16 protein-coding genes are annotated in these 13,580 nt (G+C 42.7%); 11 read left to right on the top strand and 5 right to left on the bottom strand.

The window, feature by feature from the left end; all coding sequences use genetic code 11:
* Positions 1 to 40 precede the first annotated feature (40 nt).
* The 5 genes from VK159_RS22140 to VK159_RS22120 all read left to right on the top strand — a co-directional run bounded on the left by VK159_RS22140 (position 41) and on the right by VK159_RS22120 (position 2,790).
* Positions 41 to 811 carry a uroporphyrinogen-III synthase gene (locus VK159_RS22140; protein WP_324232358.1) on the top strand — a complete coding sequence of 257 codons (771 nt, stop codon included), beginning with the start codon at positions 41 to 43 and terminating at the stop codon, positions 809 to 811.
* 249 nt (positions 812 to 1,060) lie between these two features.
* Positions 1,061 to 1,816, top strand: a complete 756-nt coding sequence (locus VK159_RS22135; protein ID WP_324232357.1) for a hypothetical protein — start codon at positions 1,061 to 1,063, stop codon at positions 1,814 to 1,816.
* 29 nt (positions 1,817 to 1,845) lie between these two features.
* On the top strand, positions 1,846 to 2,223 hold the full coding sequence (locus VK159_RS22130) for a hypothetical protein (RefSeq protein WP_324232356.1): 378 nt from the start codon (positions 1,846 to 1,848) through the stop codon (positions 2,221 to 2,223).
* A 178-nt stretch (positions 2,224 to 2,401) separates the two neighbouring features.
* Entirely contained in the window at positions 2,402 to 2,617 is a 216-nt protein-coding gene (locus VK159_RS22125; protein ID WP_324232355.1) for a hypothetical protein, read from the top strand.
* Entirely contained in the window at positions 2,617 to 2,790 is a 174-nt protein-coding gene (locus tag VK159_RS22120) for a hypothetical protein (protein WP_324232354.1), read from the top strand. The genes VK159_RS22125 and VK159_RS22120 overlap by 1 nt, the downstream gene beginning before the upstream one ends.
* A 566-nt stretch (positions 2,791 to 3,356) precedes the next feature.
* On the opposite strand, the gene VK159_RS22115 is transcribed toward VK159_RS22120, so the two are convergent.
* Entirely contained in the window at positions 3,357 to 3,809 is a 453-nt protein-coding gene (locus tag VK159_RS22115) for a hypothetical protein (protein WP_324232353.1), read from the bottom strand.
* A 74-nt stretch (positions 3,810 to 3,883) separates the two neighbouring features.
* Positions 3,884 to 4,099 (bottom strand): hypothetical protein, encoded by a 216-nt coding sequence (locus VK159_RS22110; protein WP_324232352.1) that lies wholly within the window; start codon positions 4,097 to 4,099, stop codon positions 3,884 to 3,886.
* Positions 4,100 to 4,366: 267 nt separating this feature from the next.
* Between VK159_RS22110 and VK159_RS22105 the strand changes: the two genes are divergently transcribed.
* The 6 genes from VK159_RS22105 (at position 4,367) to VK159_RS22085 (ending at position 8,125) form a co-directional block, all read left to right on the top strand.
* Positions 4,367 to 4,723, top strand: coding sequence for a hypothetical protein (locus VK159_RS22105; protein ID WP_324232351.1), 357 nt, complete (start codon positions 4,367 to 4,369; stop codon positions 4,721 to 4,723).
* 620 nt (positions 4,724 to 5,343) lie between these two features.
* Entirely contained in the window at positions 5,344 to 6,096 is a 753-nt protein-coding gene (locus tag VK159_RS22100) for a sensor histidine kinase (protein WP_324232350.1), read from the top strand.
* Positions 6,089 to 6,739, top strand: coding sequence for a response regulator transcription factor (locus VK159_RS22095; RefSeq protein ID WP_324232349.1), 651 nt, complete (start codon positions 6,089 to 6,091; stop codon positions 6,737 to 6,739). Before VK159_RS22100 ends, VK159_RS22095 begins: the two co-directional genes overlap by 8 nt.
* A 47-nt stretch (positions 6,740 to 6,786) precedes the next feature.
* Positions 6,787 to 7,152 carry an AraC family transcriptional regulator gene (locus VK159_RS22090; RefSeq protein WP_324232348.1) on the top strand — a complete coding sequence of 122 codons (366 nt, stop codon included), beginning with the start codon at positions 6,787 to 6,789 and terminating at the stop codon, positions 7,150 to 7,152.
* Between the two features lie 129 nt (positions 7,153 to 7,281).
* Positions 7,282 to 7,731 (top strand): MauE/DoxX family redox-associated membrane protein, encoded by a 450-nt coding sequence (locus tag VK159_RS23725; RefSeq protein WP_414672836.1) that lies wholly within the window; start codon positions 7,282 to 7,284, stop codon positions 7,729 to 7,731.
* Positions 7,732 to 7,765: 34 nt separating this feature from the next.
* Positions 7,766 to 8,125 (top strand): hypothetical protein, encoded by a 360-nt coding sequence (locus tag VK159_RS22085; protein ID WP_324232347.1) that lies wholly within the window; start codon positions 7,766 to 7,768, stop codon positions 8,123 to 8,125.
* A gap of 71 nt (positions 8,126 to 8,196) precedes the next feature.
* On the opposite strand, the gene VK159_RS22080 is transcribed toward VK159_RS22085, so the two are convergent.
* The 3 genes from VK159_RS22080 to VK159_RS22070 form a co-directional block, all read right to left on the bottom strand.
* Positions 8,197 to 9,549, bottom strand: a complete 1,353-nt coding sequence (locus VK159_RS22080; protein WP_324232346.1) for a RagB/SusD family nutrient uptake outer membrane protein — start codon at positions 9,547 to 9,549, stop codon at positions 8,197 to 8,199.
* A 173-nt stretch (positions 9,550 to 9,722) separates the two neighbouring features.
* Complete coding sequence (locus tag VK159_RS22075) at positions 9,723 to 12,893, bottom strand: SusC/RagA family TonB-linked outer membrane protein (RefSeq protein WP_324232345.1); 3,171 nt, start codon at positions 12,891 to 12,893, stop codon at positions 9,723 to 9,725.
* Positions 12,894 to 12,980: 87 nt separating this feature from the next.
* Positions 12,981 to 13,517 carry a thioredoxin-like domain-containing protein gene (locus VK159_RS22070; protein WP_324232344.1) on the bottom strand — a complete coding sequence of 179 codons (537 nt, stop codon included), beginning with the start codon at positions 13,515 to 13,517 and terminating at the stop codon, positions 12,981 to 12,983.
* Positions 13,518 to 13,580: the final 63 nt, after the last annotated feature.

Below are 13,580 nucleotides of genomic sequence, written 5' to 3'. Positions count from 1 at the left end.
TTGCAGAAATTTTCCTTTTCCACGTATGGAAAAACACGGTATGAAGCCCACTAAAGAGAAAGCGATCAAAAATATCCTGATAACGCAGCCAAGGCCTGAATCCGATAAGTCGCCATACTATGAGCTTGCCAGGAAATACAACTTACAGTTGTCCTTTCAGCCTTTTATACGTATTGAAGGAATCCCTTCTAAAGAATTCAGAAAACAAAAGATCGATATAACAGCCTATTCTGCTGTTATTTTCACCAGCCGGAATTCCATTGATCATTTTTTCCGCACCTGCGAAGAAATGAGGATATCAGTTTCGCAGGAAACAAAATATTTCTGCATTACTGAAGCTGTGGCTTTATACCTCCAGAAGTTTATCCTTTACCGGAAACGTAAAGTTTTTTATGGTGCTGATGGCACCAATAAAAGTTTGTTTGATGTGGTGAACAAACATAAGAGCAACGAAAAGTTTTTATACCCCTGCAGTGAAAACCTCGATAACGAGATCACGAGCTGGCTCCGTAATCATAACTGTGAATTTGCAACACCTATCCTCTATAAAACGGTAAGCAATGATGTAAAAGACCTGATCACTACAGGCGACTTTGACATCATTTGTTTTTTTACACCAAGTGGTGTAAAAAGCCTCATTGAGAATTTACCGAAGTACAAACAAAACGGAACATTTATCGGCGCATTTGGTGCCAATACCTTTAAAGCGGTTGAAGAAGCCGGTCTGCAATTACAGATTAAAGCACCCGATCCGCAGGCACCTAGTATGGTGTCGGCTTTGGATAAGTTTCTGGCGCAGGCAAACAAGTAATTCTCTTTTTCTTAAATTTCCCCTGACACCCTGCTATACAGGGTTAATATAGGCAGTATATACGCTCTATATAGCTAGTATGCCCTTTCCGGCATAAATGAACAAATATGGCTAAATGCGGCAAAAACGGCCGTTTGATTTTCTTTCCCTTTTATGTGTTTGTAATCTTGTTGTGTCGTTGCAACTGACGGGTTTTAAAGGGGTGTACCCTGAACACTTTTCATTTTTTGATTATTAAAACAGAATCCGATGGCACAACAAAAAGGCATCCTTCCATTGAAGGGTACGATCGGGAACATCAATTTTTACAAGACAAAGGACGGCTACCTGGCACGTGAAAAAACAAGCGTGAACAAGGAGCGTATTGCAAACGATCCGGCATTTGCCCGCACCCGTGAAAACGGTGCAGAATTTGGCAGGGCCGGTTCAGCGGGCAAGGTGTTGCGTACAGCGCTCCGTTCGTTATTACTTAACACAGCTGACAGCCGCATGCTTTCACGACTGACACGTGAGATGATGAAGGTGATACAGGCGGACGCCATTAATGAACGTGGACTCCGTAACGTGATTGACGGGGAAGCTGCATTGCTGGAAGGGTTTGAGTTTAACGCCAACAGCAAATTGGGTACTTCACTTTTTGCACCTTTCAGCACCAACATCAACCGGGTAAGCGGTGAACTGAGTGTGAGCATCCCGGCATTTGTTCCAACAAACATGGTGGCTGCACCGAGCGGTGCCACGCATTTCAAACTGGTTTCTGCAGGTGTGGAAATTGATTTTGAAAACAAGACCTATGTTGTTGCGATTGCAGACAGCGGTTCTTTGCCGATTAACTCCACAGCAACTGCTGTGCTGAACATCAGCCACCAGGTGACTGCGAACAGCACGAAGCCACTGTTTCTTGTATTGGGTATTGAGTTTTACCAGGAGGTGAATGGCAGCCAGTACAGTTTGAAGAATGGGGCGTTTAATGCATTGAGCCTTGTTAAGGTGAGTGGCAGTTGAGGCGATGTATGATTTAGGATGTAGGATTTATGATGGATAAAAATCCAAAAGACAAAATCCAAAAAGCAAAATCCAAAAGCCAAGGAAAGGCACAAGGAACAAGGGACAAGGTGCAAGGAAGAAAATCCAAGAGCCAAAATCCAAAGGCCAAGGAAAGGCACAAGGGACAAGGTTCAAGGGACAAGGAAGAAAATCCAAATCCCAATAGCCAAAATCCAAAGGACAAGGAAAGGCACAAGGGACAAGGTGCAAGGAAGAAAATCCAAGAGCCAAAATCCAAAGGCCAAGGAAAGGTACAAGGGACAAGGTTCAAGGAAGAAAATCCAATGTCCAAAGAACAAAAGCCAAGGAAGAAAAACCAATGGGCAATGGACAATTGGCAATGGGCAAGGAAGAAAAGCCGATAGCCGGTAGTCATTAGTTGGTAGTAAAACAAGGGCAGTCGATTCTTTCTCTGACGGAGCCTAATCCAACATTGGATTCAGCAATGATTTATTGCGTTAAAAAAATAACTCCTGAGCGGATGAGGAATTGTATTGCCCTTTGTTTTATAAACATCATTTTTTCAAATCACAAATTCAAAACATGAAAAAGATTTTGAAACGTGCAAGGCGACGTACGCCAAAGTTTTTTAAACAGGTGCGAAATATTGGTGTGGCACTGGCGGGTGTGAGTGCAGCAATACTTGCAGCACCTGTGGCATTGCCTGCGGTGTTGATCAAAGTTGCCGGTTACTTGGCAGTAGCGGGTGCGGTTGCAGGGAGTGTGAGCCAGACGGCTGTAACGAATGAACGCAACTAATGCAGCATCCGTCGTTTTTGAAAACAGGCACGGCCGGCGGAACGATCACGATTCTTTTTGCCAACATCAACGCTGATGATTTGGTGAAGACAGCGATCCTTGCTGCTGTTGGTGCGGCAGTGAGTTTGATTGTGAGTTTTGTGTTGAAGAAGATGTTTGGGAGGAAGAAATAGTTACGCTGGTTAGAGAGCCCCGATTTATTTCGGGGCTTTTTTTAGAGGATACGAGAAGCAGAGATTGTTCGCTTTGCTCACAAGAGGTTGCTCACTGATTGCACTGATGAACACAGATTGTTGCGGCGCTGCGCTTGCAGTATCTTTTGTCACTTTTTGCTCCCGAAGATGCTTCGCTCATCGGGACAGGTTGTCCAAAAAGTAACCAAAAAGGACCCCGAAAACCAATATATCCCGACGCGGCGGCCGGGATCTTCGACAGCCTGGTTTTCGGATAAGGCCCTGATTTAGCAACAATACTACTGTAGCATCTCCTATTTAACTCAATTGTACAACTTATGTGCAACTCTTTAATTAATTGCAACCAGCTTTTGCTTTGATTTTATAATTGGAGAGAATCTCTGATGAGGTCTTCCAGGATGCCGATGCAACGGTTTCTATTGATGGTGATGCATCAGGATTTGATGAGGGTAGAAGCTAATGCCTGTGCGTGTACACTTATCACTTTTTTTTTATTAAACAGGGCAGGTGTTGCGGTATGGAGAATTGGCGTTGTGAATTGTTTACTACCAGATATTGGGTAACATTTTATCGGCCATGAGTAAGAGGCCCCAGGTGTTGGAGTGGGTGATGCCGTTGAATGCATCATCGTAATACTGTGCTGCCTGCACGGAAAATTCGACCATTGCATCTTCGTGTGTGAAATAGGCTTCTGTAATTGTTAACAGTGTTTGCGGGAGTTGGTTTGCAACAGGTAGTTCGATTTCGAAACGAAAGGGTGTGCACTGACATGGTGATGGCACATTGTACCCAAATGACAATGAAGAGAGGGATAATAATTGGCCTGCATATGCGGCATTGATGTATTGGAACATGCATGAAAGATGATCGGTACCTGGACTTTCGTGCTGTTCCCAAGGGATGATGATTTCATACAGAACAGCAGGGTGCATTTCGAGATATTCTTCAATGAGTGCGCAATTGTAGTTTTTCAGATCGGTGAGGTTGATTGTTTTCATTGGTAAAAATTTTATTGGTGAATCTGATTTTTTAGCTGTGAATTAGTGATGGCGTTCGATACCGTTTATCGTTTTTATGTTTGGAGGAAATCTTTGATGAGTTCTTCATCGATGCCGGTGAAGAGGGAGAATTCTTTGATGGTGACGAATTCGTCTTTTGATTTGCCGAGGGCGGTGCGGATCTTATTTAAAAGCGTGCGGGCTGTGCGGCCACGACGGCCGGTGATATTCTCTACGTCTTTTGGATAGAGTACGACACGGGCGGGGATTTGGTGGGGTACTGTTTTCATGGTTTTTGCATTTACAACAGAGGAAAAAATATTGTTTGAATGCCAGTACTAAACTATTCAATCTGACCAATAAGCACAATGGGTGTTTAAACCCTTGCCTGTCTTTTATAATCGGCTATTTTTCGCTGCGAAATGGAGAAAACCTGCACTGCAAGAGGAGAAAAACATCCGAAAGGGATGATGAAAACGGACAAAGCGTATGATGAAAGTGGGATTGTGCGGTATGGGTGAAACCGCGTGCTTTGTGGTTCACCAAATCAATATTTTATGAACCATTTTATTTCACTACAGGAAGCCATTGACATGACCAGTTTGTACAGACAGGAGTCGGAAAATATTCTTAAGCCTGCTTACCAGAATCAAAACATTCTTGCCCGTTCGGAAGCTTTTGACCGGGCAGCTTTTGATACGTTACTGGCAAAGAATGGTTGTGCGGGCTTACGCATTTATTATGGCATGGATACGCAATTAAAAGTACATGCCATTATTGTGCCTACTGATGCCAACGGCAATGATATTCTGCCATCGCAAACATTGACATCGACAGAAGATGGGGATGATATTGCAGAACGTGGTATCAGGTGCCCGGATATCTGTCCGACGGAATCGCCTTTAAACAGTTAAGCTATCATTATGGATTTTGAAGCACATGCACTTTTTAGTTTGACGGCAGGAGCAGGAGCAATTATTGGCTGGGTCAGAATTAAAAAAACTGACCCGGCCTATTTGCCTTTTACGCTATTGCTAACTGCGGGTTTTGTTACAGAAGTCATCAGCACTATCGTAACGAACAAGCATTATTCGAATGCGCCTGTTGTTAATGTTTTTACACTTGTGGAGGCATGTCTTGTGACCCATCTTTTCTATAAGCTTGATTTATTCAAAAAAAGAATGTGGCCTTTGTTACTCCAGTTATTTTTTGTTTTGTGCTGGTTGACCGAATGTTTTTTTTACCGTAACCTCGGTAGTTTTTGTTCTTATTTTATCATTGGGTATTCGACGATACTTGTTTTTCTTTCGATTAACCTTTTACATACCGTGCTTTTTCAAACATCAGCGAAGCTGTACCGGAACCCGGTGTTTTTAATCAGCATGGGATTGATTATTTATTTTACTTATTCCATCATTGTAGAACTGTTCTGGTTTTACGGATTAAATAACAGCGAATTTTTCAGGAAAAAAATCTACACTGTGTTCAGCTATATCAACCTATTTACCAACATCCTTTTTATACTGGCAACATTATGGATACCACTGAAACGAGAATATATACTGCGTTCCTCATTGGCAGTATAGTGATCGGGGCATTGTTCCTGTATTTTGCGGTGAGCATGATCCGCAAACACCGAAGACATTTTGATCTTTTGCGGCGGTATTATTTACAAGAATCGAGAATACTGGAAAATGACCGTTCGAGGATTGCAAGAGACCTGCATGATGATTTAGGGCCACTGGTTTCGGTTGCACACCTGCTGATCAGAAATTGCAGAGGTGCGAATGAAGAAGAGCGTGAATACCTTGCAAAAGCAGAAGAATCGATGCAGGAGTTAACCAGACGTTTTCGAGATACGGCCAACGGGTTAGCATCGGCTGTATTAAACGATAAGGGGCTGCAACCAGCCATTGAACAGTTCCTGAGTAAATGCAGAACAGCATGTGACATTCAGTTTTTGCTAACCTATAAATTAAAGCAGGAACCTGATAAGGAATTAGGCCTACATATTTACCGGTTGGTGCAGGAGTTATTGCATAATGCCATTAAACATTCGAAAGCGATGACAGTTGAATTGCGGATTCTTGAACGGAAGGGAATCATTCATTTGTTTTATACTGATGACGGCATTGGATTGGCCAAGAATAAACATGCAGATGGAACGGGGATAAAAAATATGAGGAGCAGGGCGAGTGTGTTAAACGGAGTAATGGAAGTGGGTTGCGGAAAGAATAAAGGGACAGAGATATATTTTGCATTACCTATAAATCAACGTTATGAGTGAACCTATAAAAATTGTGCTGGCCGATGATCATTCGCTTTTCAGGGAAGGTATTTTACTGGTGTTGAAAAAAGAAAAGAGCATTGTGATTGCCGGCGAAGCCGCTGATGGCGACGCACTTTTACAATTGATTGATGAAGTGGAACCGGATGTTGTGATCACTGATATTGCCATGCCTTTAAAAAACGGGATAGCTGTAACCAAGATTGTTAAGCAGCAAAGACCCAAGGTTGGTATTCTTGCACTGACGATGTTTGATGAAGAGCATCTTCTTGTTGATATGATGGATGCGGGAGCGAATGGTTACCTGTTAAAGAGCAGTAAGAAGGAGGAGTTGCTGACTGCCATTCAGTCGGCAAAGGATGGGGGCACATATTTCTGTGAGCAGACGAGTACGCAACTCAGTAAAATGATTGCTGCAACAAAGGCGGGACAGAGAAAGGAAGCAATTGAGTTTTCAGAAACTGAGCTAACTGTTATGAAGCTATTGTGTGAGCAGTATGCTACAAAGGAGATTGCAGACCGGACTAAGCTTACGATCAGCACGGTTGAAAAAACAAGAACAAGGATTATTGAAAAAACAGGTTCAGTGAATATTATAGGCGTGGTGATCTTTGCCATAAGGCATGGTTATTTTAAGCCCTGATATTTTCATAGGATGCAGTCAATAAGAGGAGACTTGTATGCATCATTATGAAACGATTTGAAAAAATATTTATCAGCAAAGATGAGCTTATTGTCTTTTCTGATTTAAAGGTTGTGCTCAGCAAGCAAACAGGTTTTGTATTAACGATGCGGCAACTTGTAAAAATGACGGGCATGAACCGAACGAAGCTTTCAACCGGTTTTCTAACATTATATGGTTGCAGTATTAAGCAATATCAACTGCAACAACGAATACAACTTGCAAAACGAAAACTGGTAATAACAAATCTTCCCGTTAAAGCCATTGCAAAAGATTGCGGCTTTACCTCTGAAAAAAACTTCTTTGCTTATTTCAAACAAAAGACGGGGATGCCTCCCGGCATGTACCGTAAACGCTATACAAGGACTGCATAAACTTTCTCTACTGTAATTTCTATACTTCTTGCTGCGGTTTCAATACCTCTTTGATTTGTATCCTGTTTTTTGATTGCAGAATTTTAACATGCGTTATTAAGGAACCGTCAACTATTAAATTTTGCACGGATGAAAATTGTTCACCATAGAGTAATTATCGGCAATTTGTTGATTTTACTTTATTGCTATACAGCTATCAGCAAGCTTATAAACTATGAAGTTTTTAAAGCTCATTTAAGAAGGTCTCCTCTTATTGACCAGGGAGCAGACACGATTGCATGGTTGTTGCCAGCAACCGAGTTGATTGTTGTGCTGCTCCTGTTTTTTGAACTGACAAGAAAAGCAGGTTTATATGCTTCGCTTTTATTGCTTGTATTGTTTACCCTGTATTTATTGTATATGGTTTTGTTTGTTGCTGATTTGCCCTGCAGCTGTGGTGGTGTGCTGAACAAGATGAGCTGGAAGGAACACTTGTTTTTTAATGCTGGGTTTTTTGTTATTAATCTTATTGCTATTGGAAGATTTCAGTTATATGAACTTCTCAACTTTCTACGTAGGCAGGGTATGCCGAAAACCTGAAACAGAGTAGGCGATCATTTTTAAATTTTAGTTTATGAAAAAGTATTTTCTGAGTATGAGTGCAGTTGTTATTGCTGTGGTGCTTGTTGCATTTACACAACAACCTCAAAAAGCAGGGTTTGATGAACTTTATTTCCAGTATTCGGAAGATGACATCAGTAATAGTAACCTGATAAACCCGAGCAACTGGGACCTGATCAGTTTGCCAGCCACAGGCTGTGATGAAGGAGAAATTCCTTGTGTTGTAAAAATTGAAGGGCTTACTGATTATGGCTCAGGCTATTCTAACGGGGTAGTTGATGAAGTTGATTTTGCCCATTATCTTGATCTGCAAGGTGAAACCAACGCACAGGCTTATGTAACAGGAGAAAATATGGAAGCGAGTAAGGATTAAGTATATCAGAATACAAAAAAGTAAAACCGGTTGTAGAAACAGCCGGTTTTTTCTTGTGACATAGCCATTGCTTACCGTGGATTCTGAACCATCCCCGTTAGCTCAATTACTGTTTCAGGAATTGGTAATGCAAAACGGAGATCGTTGGGCGGTAACAGGTATGTATTGCTACCGAGTATTCTTGTTAATGAAATTGATGCGCCTTGTTTATTCAGGCGTTTGATATCTATCCAACGAATGCTGCGCATGAGTAATTCTTTGCGACGCTCCAACAGAATTTTTTCAATTGCTTCTTCTTTTGTTGCCGCTGTGTATGGGATGAAGGTTCCTGTTTTCCAGCGTTTGATGAGTAATGTATTGAGTGTGTTCATTGCTTCCATTGCATTGTTCTTTCTTGCTTCACACTCTGCTTTCATGAGATACAATTCATCTACTGCAAAGCCATTGAACAAATTAATTACTCCAGAGTAACTACCCCGGAAACCATAGGTGCCATTGTTGTTGTTACGAAAGAAGATCGTTTTCCTTAAATCATTTGCATGGTAAGAACGATACAGATTTGAATCGATCTTCGCTCTTGCATTATTTAATATTGAACCGCTTGCAGTATAGCAATCGTATAAAACTTCGGGATTTGAAAAACGTGGATCAAATGGATAAGTTGTTGAAGCGTTGAGCTGGTTGTAATCTTTAATGTTGTTTTTTATTGAGAGTGCCCAATCGGAGTAATAAAGACAACTATCATAATTACCCATGAATAAATAGGTACGTGCAACCAAGGCCAATGCTGCCGGTTTGCATGGACGTAGCAAATGCAATGCTGTTTCCGGAAGCATGGCTGCTGCTTGTTTTGCATCTTTCAACACCTGCTCGTAAGATTGTTTTACCGATGAACGAACAGATGGCGAATTGAATTCAGGATGGAGCCGCAGGGGCATTCCTAAATCGGTTGAAGCTGTTACAGGATCATAAGCAGGTGACCAGATGGCCAGACCTTGTAAAAAGGAATTGGCCCTGATAAAGTATGCATGACCCAAACATGCATTGCGTTCTTCCAATGTACCGGCGGAAAGCGGAATGTTTGGCATTTCATTAATTATAAGATTTGCCTTGTACACATTCGCAAAAAGATTGGACCAATCGTTGGTGCCTGTTACAAAAAGGAAGTCTTTTTCCCAGATGTATGTGCGCTGATCGGGAATGGTTGCCAAGGCTGCCCAATCGGATTGGGTGAGGTAATAATCATCGGCGCTTTTTTCGGCAGCACCGGGGTTGAACTGGTTTACACGGGTGTATTGATCCAAGAGGCCCTGGAGATCCTGGACGGTAGAGGGAATGACGAGTTTTTGGTTTGATTTTTTATCAAGAAACTTTTTGCATGACAGCAATGTGATGCAGGCCAGAACAAGTAATATGTATTTCATGTTTTGATTTTTAGTTTGGTTAAGGAATCCACAAGTTGAAACAGATTGCTTCGCCAGCTCGCAATGACTAAGGCTACGAATTGTATTGTGCGCTGCGCTTACAATGGTGGGGGCCACAGATAAACGCAGATGAACACAGATGAAGAGCCATGAATTGCACGGACGAACATGAATTAGAAATTGATGTTTAGGCCGAAGGCGATATTTTGTGCTGGTGGTAACTCGGCATAGTCGGGATCGAGGTTGTGATTGTTGGCTTTCCAGATGATGGCGATGTTGTTGAATGTGCTGTAAAAGCGGATAGACGATACCGGTAGTTTTTTGATGAGTGCTTTATTGAGTTCGTAACTGCATTGGATATATTGGAGGCGAATGTGATCGCCTTTGGTTGCCAATACTGCGGAGCCTGTATAAAACTGATCTCTACCAGATGCAACGGGGTATTGCATGGAAGGAATATTTGTAAGCAATTCATCACCGGGTTTCTGCCAACGTTTATCAAAATCGGCGTGACCTTTTAATTGGTTGTATAAAGAACCGTAATCGATTGACTGACGCATGAACCAGTATTTGAGTTTGTACGTGATGCGAACAGAGAGTGAAAACGATTTATATGAAACGGTGTTACCCATTGAACCAAAGAAGAGTGGTGTTGCCGAACCAACGTGCAGCAAATCGTTTACTGATAATGCAGGTCCGTTGAGTTGATTATAATCGGTAGATAGCTGACCCTGTAAGAAACCCTGCGGATCACCTGTTGCTGACAGCCCGCCCCATTGGTATGCAAACAGGGAATACAACGGATAACCATTTAATGCACGGCCGGAACTACCTGCATAAGAAGATGCCTGTTTTGTATTGGCATAGTATTCAGTGACCTTGCTTTTGGTTGTATTGAAAATAAAGTTGGTTGACCATTTTATTTTCCTGTTGATGTTGAGTGTATTGATTGCAATATCCCAACCGTGGTTATTCATCTCCCCTACATTTTTTACAATGAGGGTGCCGATGCCCAATGTTTGATCGACCGGAACGGACTGGTATAAATCGGTTGCCCGTTTGTGATAAAATTCAATGCTGCCGTTGATGCGGTTAGCAGCCATTGCAACATCGAGCCCGATGTTTAACTGCCCTATTTTTTCCCAACGGAGATCGGGGTTATAGTAGTTGTTTACCGTTGTTATTTGTGTGAGCGTATACGGATTGATACCAGAATAGAGCAGCGTGGTGGCTGCAGATTTCGACTGATCGAGGTTGCCACTGAAACCCCATGTTGCACGGAGTTTTAATTGTGATATGTATTTGAGCTTATAAAATGATTCGGCAGCAATATCCCAAGCTGCACCCACTGACCAAAGGGGATTCCATTTATCGTTGGTGTTTAAACCAAAGAGATTGGATGCATCTTTTCGTGCGCTGAGTGAAACCGTGTACTTGTTGTTGTATGTATAAGCAGCGTTGGTATAGAATGAAAGGAAGCGGTGGTTGAATGAAGAGAAGTCGCTACCACCTGGAATGAGCGCTGCAACACCAGTAATAAAACGAGGGTACGGATTTACCAAATCAATATTGGATACGGTTAAGAGATCGGGTTTATAGCCATAGATGCGGGTAGAGAAGCCATCGGTTATCTTTTCGCTGAGCTGTGCCCCTGCAATTGCATTGATGTTGTGTTTGTTAAATTCTTTATTGATGTTGAGCTGTGCACGAAGATCCTGCGCCAGCATATCATTTGACATGCTGTTTAGTATTGCACCCAGCGGTATTTTGTATGTAACAGCTCCTGTGCTTCGGTTGAGTTGAGTGAATGTATTGATGAGGTCTCTTGTGAAATAACTTTCCTGTGTTAGGATATTTTCTGATTCGGTTTGTTGTAACTCGTAGCGATAACGAAGATCGATGTTGAGCCAAGGAGTGAATTTATAACGAAGACCTGCCACCGCTGAAAGATCGTGCAGAGCAGATGTAACGTTATTGTGTTTGTAATCGGTTAAGGGATAGTAGTTCCAATCTAACAGTTTACCCGCACCGACTGTATCGGTAAAGAGCAACCGATAATCGTTATAGAAGGGCAAGGCATTACCTGCATCATCGGTAAAGCGTGTGTAAGGCGGGAGATTACCGATGGATGTATTGATGGTGCCCCATGCAGGACGACCATTGTGATAATTGCTTTTTGTATAAGCAGCACTTAATGAGAGTTCCAGTTTTTTAGAAGCACGGTATGTGTTTTCCCAACGGGTGGTGAGGCGTTTGTTTTGTGCATGGAGATTGTCTTTGTTATCATCAACTCCAATGGACAACGACCAGGCATAGTTTGGTGCGCCTCCTTTTAGTGAAAGCGAAATTTGTTTGTTGATGCCCTGCGTGTACATGTGTTGCAGGAATTCATTCCGCAGATCGTAATTGCGGAGCTGATCAATTTGCTGTTGTGCCTGTTGTTGTGTGATGGCACCTTTACGGGCAAGGAAAAGGATTTCAAAAACGGGGGTGAAAGGCGGCCGCACCAAACTATTGGTATCGGAAAAACGAAACCGGTTTGCAAAGAGCATTTGTTCCATGTCGATAAAACCGGATGTGCTGATAAGCGGGAGTTTTTCCAATGCCGGTTTTGCCGTGAGCGACATGTTTGTATTGAGTTCGATCTTTAAGGGCTGGTTGAAGCGGCCTTTTTTTGTTGTTATAACGATGACGCCGTTGGATGCTTTGGCGCCCCAGATAGAAGCTGCTGCTGCATCTTTTAAGACCGTGATAGTTTCGACATCGTTGGGATTGAGGTTATCAATACTGCCTTCGTAAGGAAAGTTATCGACAACGATCAACGGATTATTGACGGCGGAAAAACTAGTTACTCCACGGATAACAGGTTGCCTGTTAGAACTGATGCGCTGCGGCTGGGTTGTGTATCCGTTGGTGATATACTCCAGCCTTTCGGTAATGCTTTTGCCCACCTGCTCATTATAAAGTTTGTTATCGATAAGGGTGAAGGAACCAGTAGCCCTTTCTTTGGGAATGTCCTGGAAGCCGGTGCTTACAACCACTTCGGCAAGGGCTGTGAATTTTCGTTTGAGCATGATGATTAGTAAGCCCCGCTCGTTGTTAGGAACTGTTTCGGGAGTAAAGCCTGTGGCGGTTACGAGCAGTGTATCGTTTACCCTTGTTGCTGCGATGGTAAAGGAGCCATCATTAGCTGTTACAACTGTTTGATTGGTTCGTTTGAGTGTAACAGATGCAGCAGGGATGGGCTGGCCTTCTTCGTTTATTACTGTGCCTTTGATGCTGATGGGCTGGCACATAGAGAAGAGGGGGAGGAGAAACAAGATGAAGAGAAGTTTTGGTTGCATGATTTTTAGTTTGTTGTTAGGTTAAGAGTTAGGGGTTATGGGTTACGGGTGGTGGGGGGTGAGCTGGTAGCCGGTAGTCCGTAGTCGTTAGCCCGGAGTTTTTAGCGGTGCAGATAGTTTAGAGGGTGGATCAGTTTTTTGAGGAAGGGAAATGGTTTTGCCACGGAGGATTTTTTTGATGTTGGAGGCGGTGACATCTTTGCTGCGGGTGATGGCGATGAGTTTGTTGTTGTATATCCACACATAATGCGGTATCTTATTATGGGGGAAGCTGTTTTTTAAAAGGCTGTCGTTATTGATGACGGGAAAGCTGAACGACATGCCAGTGGCCTGTTTACGGCGGACGAAAAAGGCGGTGATCTTTTCTTTTGTATCACGGGTGCCATAGCTGCTGACAAGGCGAATGCTGATACGATTGCCAAACTGTGTTTGCAGACTATCGAGCTTGGGAAATGCCTTTGCACAGGAGCTGCACCAGGTGGCAAAGAAATCTAAAATGATGAGCTGGTTTTTTTGTGCGGGGATGGCAGATGTAATGCTATCGTGTAACTGAGTGCCGACGGCAGGCTGTGCGATGGAAACGAAGGGGCAAAGCAATGCCAGGCAAAGAATGAAGTGTTTCATTTTTGCAAAAAGGTTTTTGATGTTTGCTCCCTCTCTTGAACTACGTTCGTTCCTTTTCAGGAA

Origin of the sequence: Lacibacter sp. (assembly GCF_035299325.1) — a bacterium.
In the GTDB taxonomy this organism is placed as follows: Bacteria; Bacteroidota; Bacteroidia; order Chitinophagales; family Chitinophagaceae; genus Lacibacter.
The sequence above is the reverse complement of the archived record's forward strand: the minus strand, read 5'-3'. Positions and strand labels throughout refer to the sequence as shown.

What these genes read in the sequence shown, in the direction of transcription:
- VK159_RS22140 (WP_324232358.1), top strand. Translation starts at nt 41, where the DNA reads ATGAAGCCCACTAAAGAGAAAGCGATCAAAAATATCCTGATAACGCAG.
- VK159_RS22135 (WP_324232357.1), top strand. Translation starts at nt 1,061, where the DNA reads ATGGCACAACAAAAAGGCATCCTTCCATTGAAGGGTACGATCGGGAAC.
- VK159_RS22130 (WP_324232356.1), top strand. Translation starts at nt 1,846, where the DNA reads ATGATGGATAAAAATCCAAAAGACAAAATCCAAAAAGCAAAATCCAAA.
- VK159_RS22125 (WP_324232355.1), top strand. Translation starts at nt 2,402, where the DNA reads ATGAAAAAGATTTTGAAACGTGCAAGGCGACGTACGCCAAAGTTTTTT.
- VK159_RS22120 (WP_324232354.1), top strand. Translation starts at nt 2,617, where the DNA reads ATGCAGCATCCGTCGTTTTTGAAAACAGGCACGGCCGGCGGAACGATC.
- VK159_RS22115 (WP_324232353.1), bottom strand. Translation starts at nt 3,809, where the DNA reads ATGAAAACAATCAACCTCACCGATCTGAAAAACTACAATTGCGCACTC.
- VK159_RS22110 (WP_324232352.1), bottom strand. Translation starts at nt 4,099, where the DNA reads ATGAAAACAGTACCCCACCAAATCCCCGCCCGTGTCGTACTCTATCCA.
- VK159_RS22105 (WP_324232351.1), top strand. Translation starts at nt 4,367, where the DNA reads ATGAACCATTTTATTTCACTACAGGAAGCCATTGACATGACCAGTTTG.
- VK159_RS22100 (WP_324232350.1), top strand. Translation starts at nt 5,344, where the DNA reads ATGGATACCACTGAAACGAGAATATATACTGCGTTCCTCATTGGCAGT.
- VK159_RS22095 (WP_324232349.1), top strand. Translation starts at nt 6,089, where the DNA reads ATGAGTGAACCTATAAAAATTGTGCTGGCCGATGATCATTCGCTTTTC.
- VK159_RS22090 (WP_324232348.1), top strand. Translation starts at nt 6,787, where the DNA reads ATGAAACGATTTGAAAAAATATTTATCAGCAAAGATGAGCTTATTGTC.
- VK159_RS23725 (WP_414672836.1), top strand. Translation starts at nt 7,282, where the DNA reads ATGAAAATTGTTCACCATAGAGTAATTATCGGCAATTTGTTGATTTTA.
- VK159_RS22085 (WP_324232347.1), top strand. Translation starts at nt 7,766, where the DNA reads ATGAAAAAGTATTTTCTGAGTATGAGTGCAGTTGTTATTGCTGTGGTG.
- VK159_RS22080 (WP_324232346.1), bottom strand. Translation starts at nt 9,549, where the DNA reads ATGAAATACATATTACTTGTTCTGGCCTGCATCACATTGCTGTCATGC.
- VK159_RS22075 (WP_324232345.1), bottom strand. Translation starts at nt 12,893, where the DNA reads ATGCAACCAAAACTTCTCTTCATCTTGTTTCTCCTCCCCCTCTTCTCT.
- VK159_RS22070 (WP_324232344.1), bottom strand. Translation starts at nt 13,517, where the DNA reads ATGAAACACTTCATTCTTTGCCTGGCATTGCTTTGCCCCTTCGTTTCC.